Consider the following 17,681-nt stretch of genomic DNA (forward strand, 5'->3'; position numbering starts at 1 on the left):
CGCGATAAATAAGCCCTCACCCAACCATATCCCAACGGGAGAGGGTTCTTTCGGAGCTTTCCCCAACGCACTTCGGTCTTCTTCCTCGATAGACGTGTTTCAGGCGTTACACTACCTTTACAAATCTGATAAATGCAAACTCCGCCCCGCCTTCCTCTTACCAATTTAGATGGAGACCCTTCATGTTTCGTCGACCGGCGCTGTTGCTCCTTCCGCTTCTGCTGTTCACGGTCATCGCCCTAGCCGATCCGCTCCCGGCGGATTCGGTCCCCGACTCTCTCAAACCCTGGACCGACTGGGTCTTGCGCGGCCACGAGAATCGATTTTGCCCACAAGTACAAGGCAACCCGGAGGAACGGCGCTGCATTTGGCCGACGAGTCTCGAATTGGTTTTGGACGATCATGCCGGCCGGTTCGCGTTGAAGGCTCGCGTTTACGCGGAGAGCTGGTTGCCGCTTCCGGGCGGTGTCGAGCATTGGCCGCAACAGGTGGAGGTGGATGGAAAACCGGCCGTTGTCGCAACGGTCGAAAATAGCCCCGGAATCCGCCTCACTCCGGGAGAGCACTCCGTCAAGGGCAGCTTTGTTTGGGACCGCCTGCCGGAAAATCTCGCGGTGCCCACCGACACCGGCATCATTTCTTTGATCGTCAAGGGGCAATCCGTCCCCTTCCCTGCCTTCAACCAACAGGGACAGTTGTGGATCTACAGCGAGGCGTCTGACGATACGGGGCCATCGGCGAGAGCCGAGACCGTCGACGTGCAGGTTTACCGGCGGATCATGGACAACACCCCGCTGCGCGTGGTGACGCATATCGATCTTGATGTGTCCGGCAGACAGCGCGAGATCGTTCTCGATGGGGCTCTGCCGCCCGATTCGATTCCCGCGCAGGTTTCATCTCCCCTGCCCGCCCGCCTTGAGCCCGACGGCAAGCTGCGTTTGCAGCTTCGTCCTGGCCATTGGAGCGTACAACTCGGCGCCCGCTTTCCGGGGCCGGTCGAGTCGCTTCGCCGGCCGCCGGGCGTCGAGCCCTGGCCTACGGAGGAAATCTGGGTTTTCGACGCTCGGCCGCAATTGCGCGTGGTCGAAATCGAGGGCGTTCCCGCCATCGATCCGCGCCAAACCAATCTTCCGGATGAATGGAAGTCGCTTCCTGCCTACCGGATGGAATCCGGCGCCACGATGAATCTTAAGCTCATACGGCGCGGCGATCCGGAACCGGAGCCCGACAGCCTCACCTTGCACAGGCGCATCTGGCTGGATTTCGACGGTGGCGGCTATACGGTGAACGATCTCGTCGGCGGACGTATGACCCGAGATTGGCGGCTGAATGTTCGGCCGGGCGTCGATCTGGGACGTGTCGCTATCGACGGGGAGCCGCAATCCATCACGCGCGAGGACGAAACCGGCGCGGTCGGCGTCGAGGTCCGGCGCGGGGCGGTCGATCTTTCCGCCGACAGCCGGATCGACGGAATCCGAACGCTCTCGGCGACCGGCTGGGACAAGGATTTCCGAAGCGTGAGCGCAGAGCTCAATCTTCCTCCTGGATGGCGTTTATTCGCCGCGACCGGCGTGGATCACGCGCCGGGCACCTGGGTTGCGGAATGGACGCTGCTGGATCTATTCGTGGTGCTTATCACGGCCATGGCGGTGGCGCGATTGTGGTCCTGGCCGTATGCCGCCTTTACGTTGGTTGCCCTGGCGCTCCTCTGGCACGAGCCGGGCGCGCCGCGTTACGTCTGGCTCAACATTCTGGCGGCGGCGGCCTTGCTGATGGTTTTGCCGGAAGGAAAGATCGCTTCGGCCGTTCGTATTTACCGGAATCTGGCCGTGCTGGCGCTGATTCTGATTGCCATCCCATTCATGGTCGATCAGGCCCGATTCGCGCTTTATCCGCAACTGGAACAGCCCTGGATCGCGATGCCGTCGACGACCGCCCCTTCCGAGTTTCGAAGACAGGCGGAAGAGCCCGTGGAAGCGCCGCAAACCATGGAGTCGTATGCACCCCGGTCGAAGCTGTATAAGCGAGGCGCGCCTCCGGCTGCTCCGTCCGCGGCGGATTTAGGCGGCAGAGCTTTCAAGGAGACCGATCCCAATGCGATCACCCAAACTGGTCCTGGTCTCCCGGAATGGCAGTGGAAATCGATTCCGCTCGGCTGGAGCGGTCCCGTTCTCCGCGATCAGGAAATCGGCCTGGTGCTGCTCTCACCGGCGGTCAATTTGCTGCTGAACTTTCTGCGTATTACGGTGTTGATCGCGTTGGCCGTGCTGTTTCTGGGCGGACGGCCACGTTTTCGTCCCTTTGCCCCTCATGCGGCCATGCCGCTGTTATTGCTTCCCTTGCTCTTGTTCATACCGGATGCCAAGGCGGATTTTCCCGATCCGGCTTTGCTGGAGGAACTAAAGACGCGCCTGCTCGCACCTCCGGATTGCCTGCCGCAATGCGCCGAGATCCCGTTGCTCAAAATCGAAGCCAAGGGCTCGCAGTTGCGGCAAACCCTGGAAGTCCACGCTCAGGAACTGATCGCCCTGCCCTTGCCGGTAAACGCCGCACAGTGGACGCCCTCGAAAGTCGAGGTCGACAACGTGCAGGCGGAGGGGTTGTTCCGCAACCGGGATGGCGCGCTCTGGCTGGCCCTGATGCCGGGCCGTCATGTCGTCACGCTTTCCGGAATCTTGCCCTCGCGCGATCAGATGCAAATCCCTCTGCCGCTCAAGCCACGGCGAGTAGAAGCCTCGGGCGAAGGCTGGCGGATCGAAGGCATTCGCGAAAACGGCGTTCCCGACGTTCAATTGCAGCTCGTGCGGGTCTCGAACGGCGACCGGCCCGCGGAGGCACTGCCGGCGCTGGAATCCCGGCCTTTGCCGCCGTTTCTGGAGGTCGAGCGCACGCTCAAAATCGGCTTGGACTGGCGCGTGGTCACGGTGGTGCGCCGGGCTTCGCCGCCGGATCGTCCGGTGGTCGTCGGCATTCCGCTCATCGAGGGAGAGTCGGTCGTCACGCCGGGACTGCAAGTCGACGACGGCAAGGTAATGGTCAATCTATTGCCGGGCCAGCATGCAACCAGCTGGGAATCGGTTCTGGCGAAGAGGCCTGCCATCGGTCTAACGGCTCCGGAGACCACCGAGTGGATCGAGATCTGGCGCGCGGACGTCAGCCCGATCTGGCACATGCGTCCCGAAGGCCTCGTGGTCATCCACCACCAGGACGAGGAAGGCAACTGGCTGCCGGAATGGCATCCGTGGCCCGGCGAATCCGTTACGCTTCACTTGACTAGGCCTCAAGGCGTACCCGGCAATACGCTGACCATAGACCGCAGCCGGTTGGAATTGAATCCAGGGCTGCATGCCACGGACGCCACCCTGACGCTTAGCCTGCGAAGCTCGCAGGGCGGGCAGCATACGGTAAAACTTCCCGAGAATGCCGAACTTCAATCCGTGACCATCGACGGCGCGATGCAGCCGGTCCGGCAGCAAGAACGGCTGGTTTCGCTGCCGATTCATCCGGGCGAACAGACCGCGACTCTGGTGTGGCGCGACGGAACCGGGATTCGTAGCCGTCTGGTCTCCCCCGAAATCGATCTCGGCGCCCCCAGTGTGAACAGCGCGATTACCTTTTCGCTGGGACAGGACCGTTGGGTGCTGCTGACGGGCGGCCCGCGCTTCGGTCCGGCGGTGTTGTTCTGGGGCGTGCTCATCGTGATCCTATTGCTTTCGGTGGCATTGGGAAAACTGCCGTTGACGCCGGTCAAGGCTTGGCAATGGTTTCTGCTGTTGATCGGCCTCAGCCAGATTCCGGTGGTCGGCGGCATCGTCGTGGCCGGCTGGCTGCTGGCCTTGGGATGGCGGGCGAGCGCCGGACAAAAACTGGACGATACCCGATTCAACCTGCTCCAAGTCGCACTCGCCGTTCTGACCTTGGCCGCCCTCTCTCTTTTGCTGGAGGCGGTTCGGCATGGACTGCTGGGACTGCCCGACATGCAAATCGCCGGCAACGGCTCCGGTCCGTACGAGTTGAACTGGTATCAGGACCGCAGCGGCCCGGCGCTTCCCCGTCCCTGGATCGTGTCGGCGCCCCTCTGGGTGTATCGCATGCTGATGCTGGCCTGGGCCTTGTGGCTGGCCTATGCGCTGCTGGATTGGTTGCGCTGGGGATGGAATTGCTATGCCTCGGGAGGCTTATGGCGCCCGCGGAAAAAGAAGGAAAAAGCCGAGCCGGCGAAGCTGGGGGAACCGGGACAGCCTGGTTGATACAGCTATTTGCCTATGGTTCCGAGTTGCCGGGAACGGGGCTGAAACCTTAGAGCGTTTTTCACCGCCATATAGCGGCGTGGAATTGGTCTGATTCGTAGGTTGGCAATCCTTTGCGGACCATCTTGTCGGGAAAGGATTCCCGACCTACTTCGAACGGTTACGCTGGGTCCTAAACTCCTGTTTGGGACCCCATATCTTGAAGCTAGAGCTTCTGAGGTAGGGCTCCGCAGCGAGAGCTTGGGAGCCAGGAAAGACCGGGGTTTCGTAGGGTGGGTTAGGCGCACTCCGGCGTCGACCGGCCGTGGATCACGGCGCTTCGCGTGCGCCGTAACCCACCGGAGCAACGTTCGATGGCCTTGCCGCTTCGCTTTGGTGGGTTACGGTGCGCGCCTGACTCGCCGAGCGACACGCGGATGGATGGACGCGCACCTAACCCACCCTACGATCGGCAGGCAGGTTTCGGGACGTCCGTCTTAGCGGACGCATTACGAACCTTCTTCACCATGCCATTGCCCCCGCGGACAGTTGGCAACCCCGCCCGGCCCCTTTCGGTCATAGTGTCCACCGCGCGCCAGAAACGCTTCAGGATCGCGTTTCTTTCCATCATGATTTCGTGGCGTGCTCCTTTCAATAGCTGCAGCCGTCCGTTCGGCAGTCGGCGCGCGAAGCGTTTGGCCGCGTCGGCATCGACGATCCGGTCGTCGTCGCCGATCAGGATGGTCACCGGCACGTCGATGGACTCGGGGATTCCGCGAGCATTGAGCTTGGCGATCGAGGTGAATGCCGAACGTACCCAGCGATACGTCGCGCCGCGGCGCTCCAGCAGCGGATTGGATTTGACGAGTTCCGGCAAAACCCGGAAGCGTTCGGGATCGCTGGTCAGGGCATTGCCTTCAAACCGCCGCAATGACGGGAGATGATGCCGTTCCCCGGGGGCCTGTAAGTCCGCGAATCCCATGCCGGCGACGGCGCCGACCAGTATGGGCGCGAACCAGCGCGGCCAGCCCTTGGTCTTGAGGTCGATCATGGGCGCGCAAAGCAGCGCGCCGTCGACTTTCAAGCGCCGTTCGGCCATGAACCGCAAGGCGACATGCCCGCCGGTGGAATGGGCGATGACATATCGGTTGGCTTCCGGAACGCACCATACTTCCCGGATGAACAAGGCGATGTCTTCCAGATAATCGTCGAAGGATGTCACGTCGACTTTTTTCCGACCTTTCGGGAAGCGGTCCGACATCCCCTGTCCGTGCCAGTCGAACGAATAAACATAAAGGCCCCTGGCGGTAAGGCCTTCGACGATTTCGCAATATTTCTCCAGACATTCGGCACGGCCCTGAAGCAGCAGCACGGATCCCCGTTTCAACGCATGGGCGGGGCGAGCGATACCGTAGCGGATGGTCGCTCCCTCGGCCGTCCGCAAATTCCCGACGAAGTCGAATGGCGTGGCGAACGGAAACGTACGCGTTGATCGCTTCGCCGGATGGGCAACGAATAAAGGTGGCTCTCCGTAGGAAGGAAATGATGTCGTGGCCACGATGATTCTTCCGCTGTTCGAGTGTCAAACTAGTGTTAAGGTAAAAGCCTGCCACAAGCCTGAATGACGGACCGGTGGCAACCGTCCCTATAAATGAAAATTAACCCGCCGTACCCCGGCGCCAGAAAAGGTGCAGTCTCATGGACTCCATTCACAGAAACCGTCTGAGTTCCGAAACCAGTCCCTATTTGCTGCAACATGCCGACAATCCGGTCGACTGGTACCCTTGGGGCGACGAGGCGCTCGAAAAAGCCCGCAAGGAAGACAAACCGATCTTGCTGTCCATCGGGTATTCGGCCTGCCACTGGTGCCACGTGATGGCTCATGAATCGTTCGAGGACGAGGCGACCGCGGCGGTGATGAACGAGCTGTTCGTCAACATCAAGGTGGATCGCGAGGAACGGCCGGATTTGGACAAGATCTATCAGCTAGCGCATCAAATTATCGCCCGCCGTCCCGGCGGCTGGCCGCTGACCATGTTTCTCAATCCGCACAATCAGTTACCGTTCTTCGGCGGCACCTATTTCCCGAATACCGCTCGCTATCAGTTACCGGCATTCCGTTCCTTGCTGGCCCAGGTTGCCGAATACTATCGCCGACACAAACAAGATCTCGAGGACCACGGCAAGTCTTTTGCCGACATCCTGCAATCCATTAGACAAGCAGAAGGCTCGGAAGCTCCGGATGCCGGTGTCCTTATCCGGGCGGAGCGCGAGTTGGAAGCCAATTTCGACAGCGTCAACGGCGGATTCGGCGATGCGCCGAAGTTTCCCCAATTGTCCAATCTCGAATTTCTGCTGCGTTTATGGGGCCAGAACCCGAACGAGCATGCATCCGCTCTTCGCATGGTGACGACGACGCTTACCAAGATGGCGGAAGGCGGGATTTACGATCACATCGGCGGCGGGTTCGCCCGCTATTCGGTAGACACCGCTTGGGAAATTCCCCATTTCGAGAAAATGCTGTACGACAACGGCGTTTTTTTGTCTCTGTATGCCGAGGCTTGGCGAGCGACCCAAGATCCTTTGTTCCGGAAGGTCTCGGAGGAGACGGCGGAATGGGCCGTACGGGAGATGCAATCGCCTGAAGGCGGTTTCTATTCGAGTCTGGACGCGGATTCCGAGGGTGAGGAAGGCAAGTATTACGTTTGGAATCGGGCGGAAATAAAAGACCTTCTTTCGTCCGAGGAATATGCCGTCGTGGAGCTCCATTACGGTCTGGATCGAAGCCCCAATTTCGAGGGCCATTGGCATCTGCACGTGGAAACACCGCTTCGGGAGGTGGCCGCCCGTTTGAGCACCGATCAGGCGGAAGCCGAGCGCCGACTGGCATCCGCGCGCGCTACCCTATTCCAGGCTCGCGAAAAGCGGATCAGGCCGGGACGCGACGACAAGGTGCTGACGGCCTGGAACGGCTTGATGATCAAGGGACTGGCTTCCGCCGGCCGGTTGCTGGAGCGGAAGGATTGGATCGACGCGGCGGACCGGGCCTTCGAGTTTCTGCGCCGGGAGCTATGCGTCGAGGAAAGCCGGCTGCTGGCGACTTACAAGGATGGCAGAGCCCATTTGAATGGGTATTTGGACGACTACGCGTTTCTGCTCGACGCCGGTCTGGAACTCCTGCAATGCGAGTGGCGAACGGAGCGCCTCGATTGGCTCTCGAAGCTGGCCGACCAGCTTCTCGCCCGTTTCGAAGACCGGGAACAAGGCGGATTTTTCTTCACCTCGGACGATCACGAAGAACTGATCCAGCGGCCGAAAACGCTCATGGACGAATCGATGCCTTCGGGTAACGGCGTTGCTGCGTTGGCCTTGCTGCGCCTCGGCCATCTGGTGGGCGAGTACCGCTACACCGAAGCCGCGGAACGTACGCTGCGGGCTGCCATGCCGTCGGTGCGCCAATATCCCCATGCCCACGGTGCCTTGCTGAATGCCATGCTGGATTGGCTATATCCGCCGCAATTCATCGTGCTGCGAGGAAGGCCGGAAGCTTTTCGGCCTTGGATCGATGCGGTCCGTGATACGCCGGCTGCCGGCACGCAGCGCCTGGTGTTCGCGATACCCGCCGAGGAAAAGTCCTTGTCCGGCACTTTGGCCGAACGCAAGGCGGAGACGGGGGAAATCGCTTATGTGTGTTCGGGCATGACATGCCTCGCACCGATCCGCGCCTTGCCGGAGTTCAGGGATTTTCTGCGAATGCCTATCGGGACGACGTTATAGAGCGGGCTGGGTCTAATCGGATATGGTTTTTTGCTGGTGGACGAGCATTGTGTAGGTCGGCGATCCCTTGCCGACGGAGTTGCATGTCGGGACGCTGCGTCGGGAAAGGATTCCCGACCTACCTCGCGGTGCCGGTTCGTAGGTCGGCAATCCTTTGCCGACAGGCCGGCTTGGCCAGGCAAGGGATCGCCGACCTACTTCGGGCGCTACGCCAAACCGGAAAATGCTCTAGCACGCCCTTGCGTGGACCCAGCACCAAACTTATCGGGAGTGTGTCATAAGCACGTTTTCGTCAAGTGAAGAAAATTAGGAGCAACCCCCATACCGTTTCATCGATAGCCGAGCTCAAGCCGGGGTCCTCCGCTGTCTATCGGCCCGATGCCGAGACGGAATCGCCGGTGGAGGAGCGGCTTTACGTTCGAGGGGATGAATTTTTCATCGATCTGGTGCGCGACATCAACGCGGCCGTCCGCGAGGTTCAGCTCGAGACCTATATTTTCGAACTGGACGCCGTCGGGCGCGCCTTCATTGCCGCGATGAGCCATGCCCATCAGCGGGGTGTCAGAGTCCGCTTCCTGGTGGATGGCGTGGGACTGCCGCTTGCCGGAGGCCGCTTGCTCGCCGCGCTCGAGGAGTCGGGATTTCCGTTCCGGATATTCCATCCGATTCCATGGTTTTTCCGTCATTGGCGGCACATGGCGGGTGGCCGGGCGGTGCCGCCGCGATTCTTGCAGCTATTGACCCGGCTCAACAACCGCAATCACCGGAAGGTCTGCACAATAGATCGAAGGATCGCCTGGATCGGCAGTTTCAATATCTGCGCGCTACATCTTCCGGTCGCTCATGGCGGAGAAGAATGGAGGGACACGGCGGTTCGCATCGAGAACATCGACACCCGGCCGCTCGAACAGGCGTTCCGGCGCGCATGGAATCCTTGGCGCTGGCATCCTCTCCGGCATCGAACGTCACTGCGGTCTCCCTTCCGTCTGAACGACACCCGGCGCCAGCGCCGCGCGCGCACGAGGGAGCTCTTGCGGCGGATCGGCCGAAGTAAGCGGCGAATCTGGATCACCAACGCGTATTTCGTTCCGGACGAGCGTCTTCTGCACGAGATCAACCGAGCCGCGAAGCGAGGGGTCGACGTTCGCATCATTCTCCCGTCGATATCCGACATCTTTTTCATGCCATGGACCTCGGCGACGTTCTACGGCAGCCTGCTGGATCACGGGGTGAAAATTTACGAGTATCAGCCGGGCGTTCTGCACGCCAAGACCATCATTATCGACGAGTGGATGACGGTGGGTTCGAGCAACATGAATTCGCGGAGTCTACGGCACGATCTGGAAGTCGATTACGTGCTGCGTCAAGCCGGTACGAAGGCGGCCCTGGCGTCTGCGTTTCTAAGGGATTTGAAGCACTCCAAGGAAATATCGCCCGAGGCTTACCCGAACCGGCCGTTATGGCAGCGCTTTCTGGCACATTTGGTTCTGTTCGCGAAGTATTGGATTTGAAAGGGCAGTCGTCGGCAAAGGATTGCCGACCTACGTCTGCGCCGCCAATTAGGTCGGGAATCCTTTCCCGACGCAGCGTCCCGACATGCGGCTCCGTCGGCAAGGGATTGCCGACCTACGAACCGGCACCGCGAGGTGGGTCGGGAATCCCTTGCCGACGCAACGGGTTCGTCGGTAAGGGACTGCCGACCTATATCTACACCTATAGGGTGCAGCGGGTGGACGAACCGCACCGATCACGACCGGCGAGATTCCTTGTCGCAGAAAATTGGTCGGCGCGTTTCGCGCACTTCCAGGAGCCGGGCTTACACGCTACCGCAGCGAGCGGCTCATTCCTCTGAACGTACCTTAAGCCATTCGGCGATCGCCGGCGGGATGTCCTTCTGCGAGCGGCTGCTGACGTAGATCCCGATGTGGCCGCCCTTGAAAACGATCGTGCCGTAATCCTTGGTGCCGACGTATTTCTCCAAAGGAATGGAAGCCGACGGCGGAACGAGATGGTCTTCGGTGGCGTAGACATTCAGCACCGGCATCTTGATCTGCTTGAGATCGATGGTCCGCCCGCCGATTTTCAAGGTTCCCTTGATCAACCGGTTTTCCTGATAGAAGCATTTGATGAACTGCCGGAACAGTTCGCCGGGCTGATCCGGACTATCGAAAATCCACTTCTCCATGCGCAGGAAATTCTTGAGGCGGTCCTCGTCCTCCAGAATGTCTGCCATATCCACGTATTTCTGGCCGGTCAGCCGGAACGGCTTCAAGGACAGGAAGCTCCAGTTGAGCAGCTCGCCGGGAATATTCCCCAGGGTATCGACCATGAGGTCCACATCGAGATCGCGATACCAGTGGCTCAATGTGTTGTCCGGCGTGTGGAAGTCGACCGGGGTCACCATGGTGATCAAATTGCGCACCCTTTCGGGGTGCAGGGCCGTATAGCACAGGCTCAGGGTGCCGCCTTGGCAGATCCCGAGCACGTTGATGCTGGGCAGGTCGTGCTGTTTGCAGACGAAATCGACACACCGGCGTATGTACCGGTTGACGTAGTCCTCCAGGTCGAGAAACCGGTCGGCTCCATCGGGATAACCCCAATCGATCAGGTAAACGTCGACGCCTTGATCGAGCAACCCGCGGATGATGGAACGGTCTTCCTGAAGATCCGTCATGTAAGGACGGTTCACCAAGGCATAAACGATCAGCAGCGGAACGGTCGAGACTTGTTCCCGCCGCGGGCGATAACGGTAAAGAACGAGTTTGTCCTCCCGGTAAACCGGATCCTTGGGACTCGCTTCCACGTCGACTCGGCCGATCTTGCTGAGCGTGGTCATCCCGTTCGCGATTCGGCGGTTGAATTCAAAAAGCTCTTGAGTAATCTGTTCCGGGCGTAGCATCGCTCGCTCCTCGATAACTTAGGTAGATGTCTTGGCCCTCGTTCTGCGTGGCGCGCTGGGTGTTTCGCTCTTTTCGCCTCGCGCTTGCCCGCGCAGGTTTTCCAACTCGCGTTGCAAGGCCGAAACTTCGGCCCGAAGCTCCAGTACGCCGGATTCCTCCAGCGTCTGTTCCAACTGCCAAACCCGCCGCTGCAACTGATGAACGCGGCGGTGACTGGTGTCCAGCTCGCGGCGCGTCGGCATGTTGAATGCGCTGAGGGTCTCCTCGACCATCTTCTGTTCCTGGCGTTTTACGGCAAAGACAGCGTTGGTCAACAGGGTTTGAGCCTGGGTGAATTCATCCGAAGTCGATATATCGGTGTAGGCCTGTTCGCTACAGTCGATCCACAAGTTGTAAAGAGCGCGCAGACTGTCGAACGATTCTCTTTTTTGGGCTTTTTCGTAAAGCTCGTTGGCGAACAGATCGATGGCTTTCGCCGTTATTCCCGAAAGGGACAGAGCATACGCCTGGAGAGCCTGATAATAATCGAGCCATAGCAATCCCCAGCGTTGCAGCTCTTCCTGCCATTCGCGGGTATAGCCGATGGTCGGCATCGACAGGAGGCCAACCATGCCCTGGTGCAAGGTTTCCGGGCCGTATGGGGAGCCGAATCCGCGTACCGCCTTCTCCATGTCGCCCGGCAAGATCGAGAACGCCGAGCAGACGCGGCGCCAGTTGTCCAAAGGCATGCCCCAGAAGGTGGCGAACCCGGACCAGGGATCCTTGGCGGCCCGAAGCTGCTCCCCGAATTGTTCGTGCATCTGCCTGACGCTGCGGCTGAGCGCATCCCACTGGCTTTCCGCGCCTTGAGCGGCCCCGTAACTGTTGGAAAGGATCTTCCACAATCCCTCTCCCATGCGGAAATAGGCTTTATTGGCGTCCAGCAGCTTTCCGATCGATTCGCGGGAGTGTCCCGGTATCAGGGGCATCCAAAAGGTGCCCCATAGATCGAAAAGGCGTGACCACGAGTCGGCTGGCGCTTTCTCATCCGTCGCCCCGGGTTTGGATTCGAAGGTTTGCCGCGAAAGTTCGAGCCAGAGATCCCAGCTCTTCCGTTGCGTAGCGATCCAGAAATCGCCCCAGTCGAACGGACCGGGTCCAGCTTCCGGGCCTGCTCCCTCGGAAACCGCTCGAGGTTCTTCGATCGCCTTACGGGAAAGATCGGACCACGACTCCCAGTACTTGCGTTGCGTGTCTAGCCAGAGACGAGCCCAGGCATCCACTGGGGAGGAAGATTGATCAGTCATTCGAGTCTCCGTTGGTCGGATTTGTTACGGCATGACGCCGTGTCGATACTATACCAGATCAATGTTGCGACGCAGCATTGTAAACCGGAGGTGAACCGCTTGTTTCCTCGCGGCGAAGACGTGATCGAAGCGTTTCGTTTTCGATACGCATAAATACATCTGATCTGTCGTTTGCCAGTACGAAAATCGTCATTCAAAGACATCCGACCTGTGTTTCGCAGGCACGGTTCCCGAATCGGATCACTATTACTTTTTACACATCAATGCTCTTGCTGAATGTAAGTATTCCGGCCTATTGATCGGCTTGTCCCGCTCCGGTATGGTGCAGTGCACCACTGATACTGCCGGATTCCCACTGTGTTTAAACCCTTGTTAAGGAGCTTGTGATGAACACTCGTCAAATGTGCGATCAATGGTTCGAGATCAACCGCGCGGCGTTCGATCCGTTGATGCGTTGGAACGAAATCGCCCTTCAGGCGGCCGAAAGGATGGCCGGTAATCGGCAAGTTTACGATCAATGGTTCGAGATGAACCGTATAGCGGTCGACCCGTTCATGCGGTGGAACGAGATTGCGTTACAGGCCGTCGAGAAAGTCGCCAAATGCAATTTGGCCATGGCTCAGGACTATTTGGAGATGGGAACGCGCCAGGCGCAATTGAATTGCGAAACGAGAGATCCCGACAAATGGAAGGACGGGGAACGGAAACTGATTTCCGAATTCGGTCAAAAGATCGCGGACCACGCAGGAGACTATCTGCGAGTGGCGAAGGAAACCCAGGACGCATTCAACGAGTGGGCCAATCAGACGGCGAAAGAAACCGCGGAGAGAGCGGCGCGCGCGGCCGAAACCACCGCGCGCGCCGGCGGCGAGACTGCCAAAGCCGCGGCCGGCGCCGAAGGGCAACAGGCACCGCGAGGAGCTCAGAAAGGATGAGTTACGGTTTGGATTGAGCGCATTTCCATCAGACCGTAAGGCGACGGGCCGGTTGTCCGCCCTCCGACACCGGCCCTTTCCTATTTCAAAATTCAGTCTCAACAAGAGGTCAATCAATGCAAGATGTAGTAATCGTAGTCGCCGTGCGTACGGCGATCGGTAAATTCGGCGGCACTCTCGCCAATATTCCGGCCGTACATCTCGGAGCCAAGCTCGTCCTGGATCTGCTTTCCAAAACCGGCCTCGAGCCGCAGCAGATCGACGAAGTCATCATGGGACAGGTGCTCACCGCCGGTACCGGGCAAAATTCGGCCCGACAAACGGCGATCAAGGCCAATCTTCCGGTCGAAGTGTCGGCCACCACGATCAACAAAGTATGCGGGAGCGGCCTCAAGGCGGTACAACTGGCCGTGCAGTCGATCCAGTGCGGGGACTCGGAAATCGTGATTGCGGGCGGTCAGGAGAACATGAGCGCGGCCCCTCACCTGCTGCCCAATTCGCGCAACGGAGTCAAAATGGGCGACTGGACGCTCATCGACAGCATGATCGTGGACGGGCTTTGGGATGCCTTCCACGACTGCCACATGGGCTGCACCGCGGAAAATATCGTCGATCAGTACGGAATATCCCGGGAAGAACAGGATGCTTTCGCCGCCGCCTCCCAGCAAAAGACGGAAGCCGCGCAAAAGGCGGGGAAATTCCGGGACGAGATCGTGCCGATCGAAGTTCCGCAGCCCAAAGGTCCGGCCATCGTGTTCGATACCGATGAATTTCCGCGTGCGGGCACCACCGCCGAAGCGCTGGCAAAGCTGAAACCTGCCTTTCGATCGAACGGTACCGTAACGCCGGGCAACTCGTCCGGTATCAATGACGGGGCGGCTGCGGTGCTGGTGATGTCCTCGCATATGGCCGAGCGATACGGTTTGAAGCCTTTGGCCCGTATCGCGGCCTTCGGCACCGCGGGTGTCGAGCCGGCGATCATGGGAACCGGTCCGATTTCGGCGACGCGGCGTTGTCTCAACCGGGCCGGATGGACCATCGATGATCTCGATTTGATCGAAGCGAACGAAGCTTTCGCGGCCCAGGCGATCGCGGTCAACCGCGAACTTGGATGGGATACCGACAAGCTCAACGTCAACGGTGGCGCGATAGCGCTCGGGCACCCGATCGGCGCGTCCGGCGCGAGGATTCTAGTCACCCTGCTGCACGAAATGCGCCGCCGCGACGTACACAAAGGCGTCGCCACGCTTTGCATCGGCGGAGGTCAGGGCATCGCCGTCGCCGTGGAGCGGTAGACGGAGATTGGAGGTCGATAAGCCATATCGGCTTTGTCAGGATTTGTACAACTGTTGGGAGAAGCCGGACCTGAGCACATTTGTCGGCAAGGGATTGCCGACCTACGATTTTCATAATTTGTAGGCCGGGGCAAGGGGGCAGCCGATCCCGGCATTTCCGAATGGTTCGGTCCGGCCCGGCCCAGCTTTATACCTAGCACGGAGGATTTTCTCATGAATGGACGAGTGGCCGTCGTAACCGGGGGAACCGGAACTATCGGCACCGAAATATGCAGGCACCTGGCCGCGATGCCTAGCCGCGTCGTTGCCCTTTGCCGTCCGCGGGCGCTAGACTGTATCACCGACGCGTGGGAAGCGGCGCGCAAGAGCGAAGGCTACGAGATGCACGCCATGGAATGCGATGTCACGGATTTCGGGCACACCACTGCCGTGTTCGAAGACATCGCGCGCAAGTACGGCGGGGTAGACGTTCTCGTCAATGCCGCAGGCGTCACAAGCGACGCAACCTTGCGCAGAATGACGCCCGAGCAGTGGCATACGGTGCTCCGTACCAATCTCGACGGCGTGTTCAACACCACGCGCTGCATCATCGAAGGAATGCAGGATCGCGGCTTCGGCCGCATCATCAACATCTCCTCGGTGAACGGCCAAAAGGGCCAGTTCGGCCAGGCGAACTATGCCGCCAGCAAGGCCGGAATTCACGGGTTCACGATGTCCGTCGCTCGCGAAGTCGCGAAAAAGGGAGTTACCGTAAACACGGTATCGCCGGGTTATATCGAATCGCCGATGATCATGAGCGTCCCGGAAGAGCATCGCGCTAAAATCCTGGCGGAAATCCCGGTCGGCCGGTTCGGTCGGCCCTCGGAAGTCGCCCGGCTGATAAGCTTTTTGGCGGGTGATGAGGCTGGATTCATCACGGGAGCCGATTTCTCGATCAACGGCGGCCAACATATGGGGTAGGCCGCATGACAACCCCGGAATATGAGCAACGCATACAACGAACGCATCATCAAGAAATATCCCAACCGGCGCCTATACGACACGGCCATCAGTAAATACGTTACGTTTGGGGACATCCGTGGACTCGTAAGAGACGCTATCAAGTTCCGGGTGGTGGACGCGAAAACCGACGAGGACATCACCCGGAGCACTCTCTTGCAGCTGATCCTGGAAGAAGAGGAAAAAGGCCAGCCGATCTTCACCACCGAGATTCTGGAACAGATCATCCGGACCTACGGCAATGCGATGCAAGGCTTCATGACGGCCTATCTCAAGGAAAGCATGGATGTCTTTCTAAAGCAGCAAAAGCTGATGCAGGCCCAGATGGCAAATCTGATCAAGAACGCTCCCTTGTCCGTGTTTACGGAGTTGACCCGGCAGAACCTGAAGCTTTGGCAAACAATGCAGGACGGCTTTTTCTCGGCATACGGACTTGATAAAGCGAGCGGGACTAACGATGGAAAGGACGAAGAAAAGAAACGCCCTTACCCTCTTCCAGAGGGAGAGGGGACTAAAGGCGATTCGGCGTAAGTCCTTTACGGTATGGCTCGTGGCAATGCGCGCCTAACCCACCCTACAGCGGTAGGTCGGCCATCCCTTGCCGACAAACCGGTCACCCGTCAGCCGATCCACACGCTCTTGATATTGGTAAATTCCCGCAACCCGTAAATACTCAGTTCCCGCCCGTAGCCCGAATCCTTCACGCCACCGAAAGGCATGCGCGGATCGCTCTTGACCATGCCATTAACGAAAGCGGCGCCGCATTGGAGCCGCCACGCAAAGTCTTCGCCCCTGGCCCGATCGCGTGTCCAAACCGATGCGCCGAGGCCGTAGCGATGCCGGTTTGCGATTTCAAGCGCTTCCTTCTCATCGCTCGCCCGCAACACCACGGCGACCGGTCCGAACAGCTCTTCCTCGTATGCCGGCATCCCGGGTTGTACCCGATCCAAGATCGAGGGCCGGTAAAAATAACCCGGTCCTTCGATCGGCTCGGAGCCTGAAAGAATGACCGCTCCCTGCCGAACGGATTCGATGACCGCGCGATGGACTCCATCGCGGAGATCGCTCCTCGCCATCGGGCCGATCTGGGTTTCTTCCCGTGCAGGGTCGCCGATCGCCAGCGCGTCGACTTTTGATTTGAGCAACGCCAGGAATTCATCCGCGATGGATTCGACCAGAATGAAGCGCTTGGCCGCGATACAGCTTTGGCCGCAATTTTGGAACCGCGCGGTTACCGCGGTCGTCGCGGCGAGTTCCAGGTCGGCGTCGGCCAGAACGACGAAGGGGTCCGAGCCTCCGAGCTCCAGAACCGTCTTCTTGAGGCTTTTTCCGGCCAAGGCCGCTATCCGCCGTCCCGCCAGTTCGCTCCCGGTCAGGCTGATCGCATGAACTCGCTTATCTTCGATGACTTTTTCGCTTTGGGCGTGAGAGATTCTGAGCCACTGAAAGACGCCGGGCGGTACTCCCGACTCCAGGAAAACCTCCTCGATCGCTTCGGCGCACTGGGGTACGTTGGAAGCGTGCTTCAGCAAGGCGCAGTTGCCCGCCGCCAGTACCGGCACGGCGAACCGGAATACCTGCCAGAAAGGAAAATTCCAGGGCATGATGCCCATCACCGTTCCGAGGGGCTGAAATGCCACGTAACTTCGGCTTGCGTCGGTCTCGACCGGTTCGTCCTGCAAAAAACTTTCGGCATTTTCGGCGAAGAACTCGCAGACCCACGCGCATTTTTCGATTTCGGCGCGCGCCTCGCGAATCGGTTTTCCCATTTCGAGGGTGATTTGCGCGGCATAAGAGTCCGGACGGTTTCGCAGCGCGGCGGCGACTTTTTCCAGCCGTTCGCAGCGGTCGGCGATTCGAGTCGATTGCCAGGCCGGCGATGCGTCCGCCGTCAGTCGCAAAGCCTGTTCGAGTTCGCTGTCGGTCCACGAGGCATAGCGCTTGATCATCTCGCCAGTTGTCGGGTTGATGCTTGTGAAGTCCATCGTTCTCCTCGCTGATAGGGAGTGAGAGCGGCGTGTTATCCAAAGGCTCTTGGAATTCGCACGCCTAATTCGGGATTTGTCCCAGTATTGGACCAGCGGTATGCGCGAGAGTTATGGCCTACGGCTAGGCCGGAAACGTCTCGCTCATTCCGGTCTTCTGGCGAGTCAGACACGTTTTTGGTAACGGATCGGTGACTGGGTTCTGTAGGCCGCGATAAGGGGCCAGGTGCTGTAGGTCGGCAATCCTTTGCCGACGCCGGGAAGGAATTCTCGGC

Annotated in this window: 11 protein-coding genes; 7 read left to right on the plus strand and 4 right to left on the minus strand. The window is 59.5% G+C overall.

Annotated features, from left to right (window positions below):
• Window positions 1–182: 182 nt before the first annotated feature.
• The gene (locus ACR2TX_RS18270) at window positions 183–4,250 is read left to right on the plus strand and encodes a hypothetical protein (RefSeq protein ID WP_434130462.1); all 4,068 of its coding nucleotides are present in this window, start codon (window positions 183–185) and stop codon (window positions 4,248–4,250) included.
• Between the two features lie 442 nt (window positions 4,251–4,692).
• Here the strand turns inward: ACR2TX_RS18270 and ACR2TX_RS18275 are convergent, their stop codons facing one another.
• Window positions 4,693–5,787: an alpha/beta fold hydrolase gene (locus ACR2TX_RS18275; protein WP_434130463.1), complete on the minus strand. Its 1,095-nt coding sequence runs from the start codon at window positions 5,785–5,787 to the stop codon at window positions 4,693–4,695.
• A gap of 140 nt (window positions 5,788–5,927) precedes the next feature.
• On the opposite strand from ACR2TX_RS18275, the gene ACR2TX_RS18280 reads away from it, so the two are divergent.
• Entirely contained in the window at window positions 5,928–8,006 is a 2,079-nt protein-coding gene (locus ACR2TX_RS18280) for a thioredoxin domain-containing protein (RefSeq protein WP_156880864.1), read from the plus strand.
• Window positions 8,007–8,302: 296 nt separating this feature from the next.
• A complete protein-coding gene (locus ACR2TX_RS18285; protein ID WP_434130464.1) occupies window positions 8,303–9,517 on the plus strand; it encodes a phospholipase D-like domain-containing protein in 1,215 nt (404 codons plus the stop codon).
• 329 nt (window positions 9,518–9,846) lie between these two features.
• On the opposite strand, the gene phaC is transcribed toward ACR2TX_RS18285, so the two are convergent.
• The gene (gene phaC / locus ACR2TX_RS18290) at window positions 9,847–10,905 is read right to left on the minus strand and encodes a class III poly(R)-hydroxyalkanoic acid synthase subunit PhaC (protein ID WP_077732268.1); all 1,059 of its coding nucleotides are present in this window, start codon (window positions 10,903–10,905) and stop codon (window positions 9,847–9,849) included.
• Between the two features lie 18 nt (window positions 10,906–10,923).
• Complete coding sequence (phaE, locus tag ACR2TX_RS18295; RefSeq protein ID WP_077732267.1) at window positions 10,924–12,192, minus strand: class III poly(R)-hydroxyalkanoic acid synthase subunit PhaE; 1,269 nt, start codon at window positions 12,190–12,192, stop codon at window positions 10,924–10,926.
• Window positions 12,193–12,578: 386 nt separating this feature from the next.
• On the opposite strand from phaE, the gene ACR2TX_RS18300 reads away from it, so the two are divergent.
• The 4 genes from ACR2TX_RS18300 (at window position 12,579) to phaR (ending at window position 15,952) form a co-directional block, all read left to right on the plus strand.
• Window positions 12,579–13,127, plus strand: a complete 549-nt coding sequence (locus ACR2TX_RS18300; protein WP_077732266.1) for a phasin family protein — start codon at window positions 12,579–12,581, stop codon at window positions 13,125–13,127.
• A gap of 116 nt (window positions 13,128–13,243) precedes the next feature.
• Window positions 13,244–14,422 (plus strand): acetyl-CoA C-acetyltransferase, encoded by a 1,179-nt coding sequence (locus ACR2TX_RS18305; protein ID WP_434130465.1) that lies wholly within the window; start codon window positions 13,244–13,246, stop codon window positions 14,420–14,422.
• Window positions 14,423–14,635: 213 nt separating this feature from the next.
• Complete coding sequence (gene phbB / locus ACR2TX_RS18310) at window positions 14,636–15,382, plus strand: acetoacetyl-CoA reductase (RefSeq protein ID WP_077732264.1); 747 nt, start codon at window positions 14,636–14,638, stop codon at window positions 15,380–15,382.
• Window positions 15,383–15,403: 21 nt separating this feature from the next.
• Window positions 15,404–15,952: a polyhydroxyalkanoate synthesis repressor PhaR gene (gene phaR, locus ACR2TX_RS18315; RefSeq protein WP_133716061.1), complete on the plus strand. Its 549-nt coding sequence runs from the start codon at window positions 15,404–15,406 to the stop codon at window positions 15,950–15,952.
• A gap of 89 nt (window positions 15,953–16,041) precedes the next feature.
• Here phaR and ACR2TX_RS18320 read toward each other — a convergent pair whose 3' ends face one another.
• Window positions 16,042–17,406, minus strand: a complete 1,365-nt coding sequence (locus ACR2TX_RS18320; RefSeq protein ID WP_434130466.1) for an NAD-dependent succinate-semialdehyde dehydrogenase — start codon at window positions 17,404–17,406, stop codon at window positions 16,042–16,044.
• Window positions 17,407–17,681: the final 275 nt, after the last annotated feature.

This window comes from Methylocaldum sp. GT1BB, from assembly GCF_051027545.1.
In the GTDB taxonomy this organism is placed as follows: domain Bacteria; phylum Pseudomonadota; class Gammaproteobacteria; order Methylococcales; family Methylococcaceae; genus Methylocaldum.

Bases quoted from the DNA above. Each gene is read 5' to 3' on its own strand.
- ACR2TX_RS18270 (WP_434130462.1), top strand. From the start codon at position 183: ATGTTTCGTCGACCGGCGCTGTTGCTCCTTCCGCTTCTGCTGTTCACG.
- ACR2TX_RS18280 (WP_156880864.1), top strand. From the start codon at position 5,928: ATGGACTCCATTCACAGAAACCGTCTGAGTTCCGAAACCAGTCCCTAT.
- phaC (WP_077732268.1), bottom strand. From the start codon at position 10,905: ATGCTACGCCCGGAACAGATTACTCAAGAGCTTTTTGAATTCAACCGC.
- phaE (WP_077732267.1), bottom strand. From the start codon at position 12,192: ATGACTGATCAATCTTCCTCCCCAGTGGATGCCTGGGCTCGTCTCTGG.
- ACR2TX_RS18300 (WP_077732266.1), top strand. From the start codon at position 12,579: ATGAACACTCGTCAAATGTGCGATCAATGGTTCGAGATCAACCGCGCG.
- ACR2TX_RS18305 (WP_434130465.1), top strand. From the start codon at position 13,244: ATGCAAGATGTAGTAATCGTAGTCGCCGTGCGTACGGCGATCGGTAAA.
- phbB (WP_077732264.1), top strand. From the start codon at position 14,636: ATGAATGGACGAGTGGCCGTCGTAACCGGGGGAACCGGAACTATCGGC.
- phaR (WP_133716061.1), top strand. From the start codon at position 15,404: ATGAGCAACGCATACAACGAACGCATCATCAAGAAATATCCCAACCGG.
- ACR2TX_RS18320 (WP_434130466.1), bottom strand. From the start codon at position 17,406: ATGGACTTCACAAGCATCAACCCGACAACTGGCGAGATGATCAAGCGC.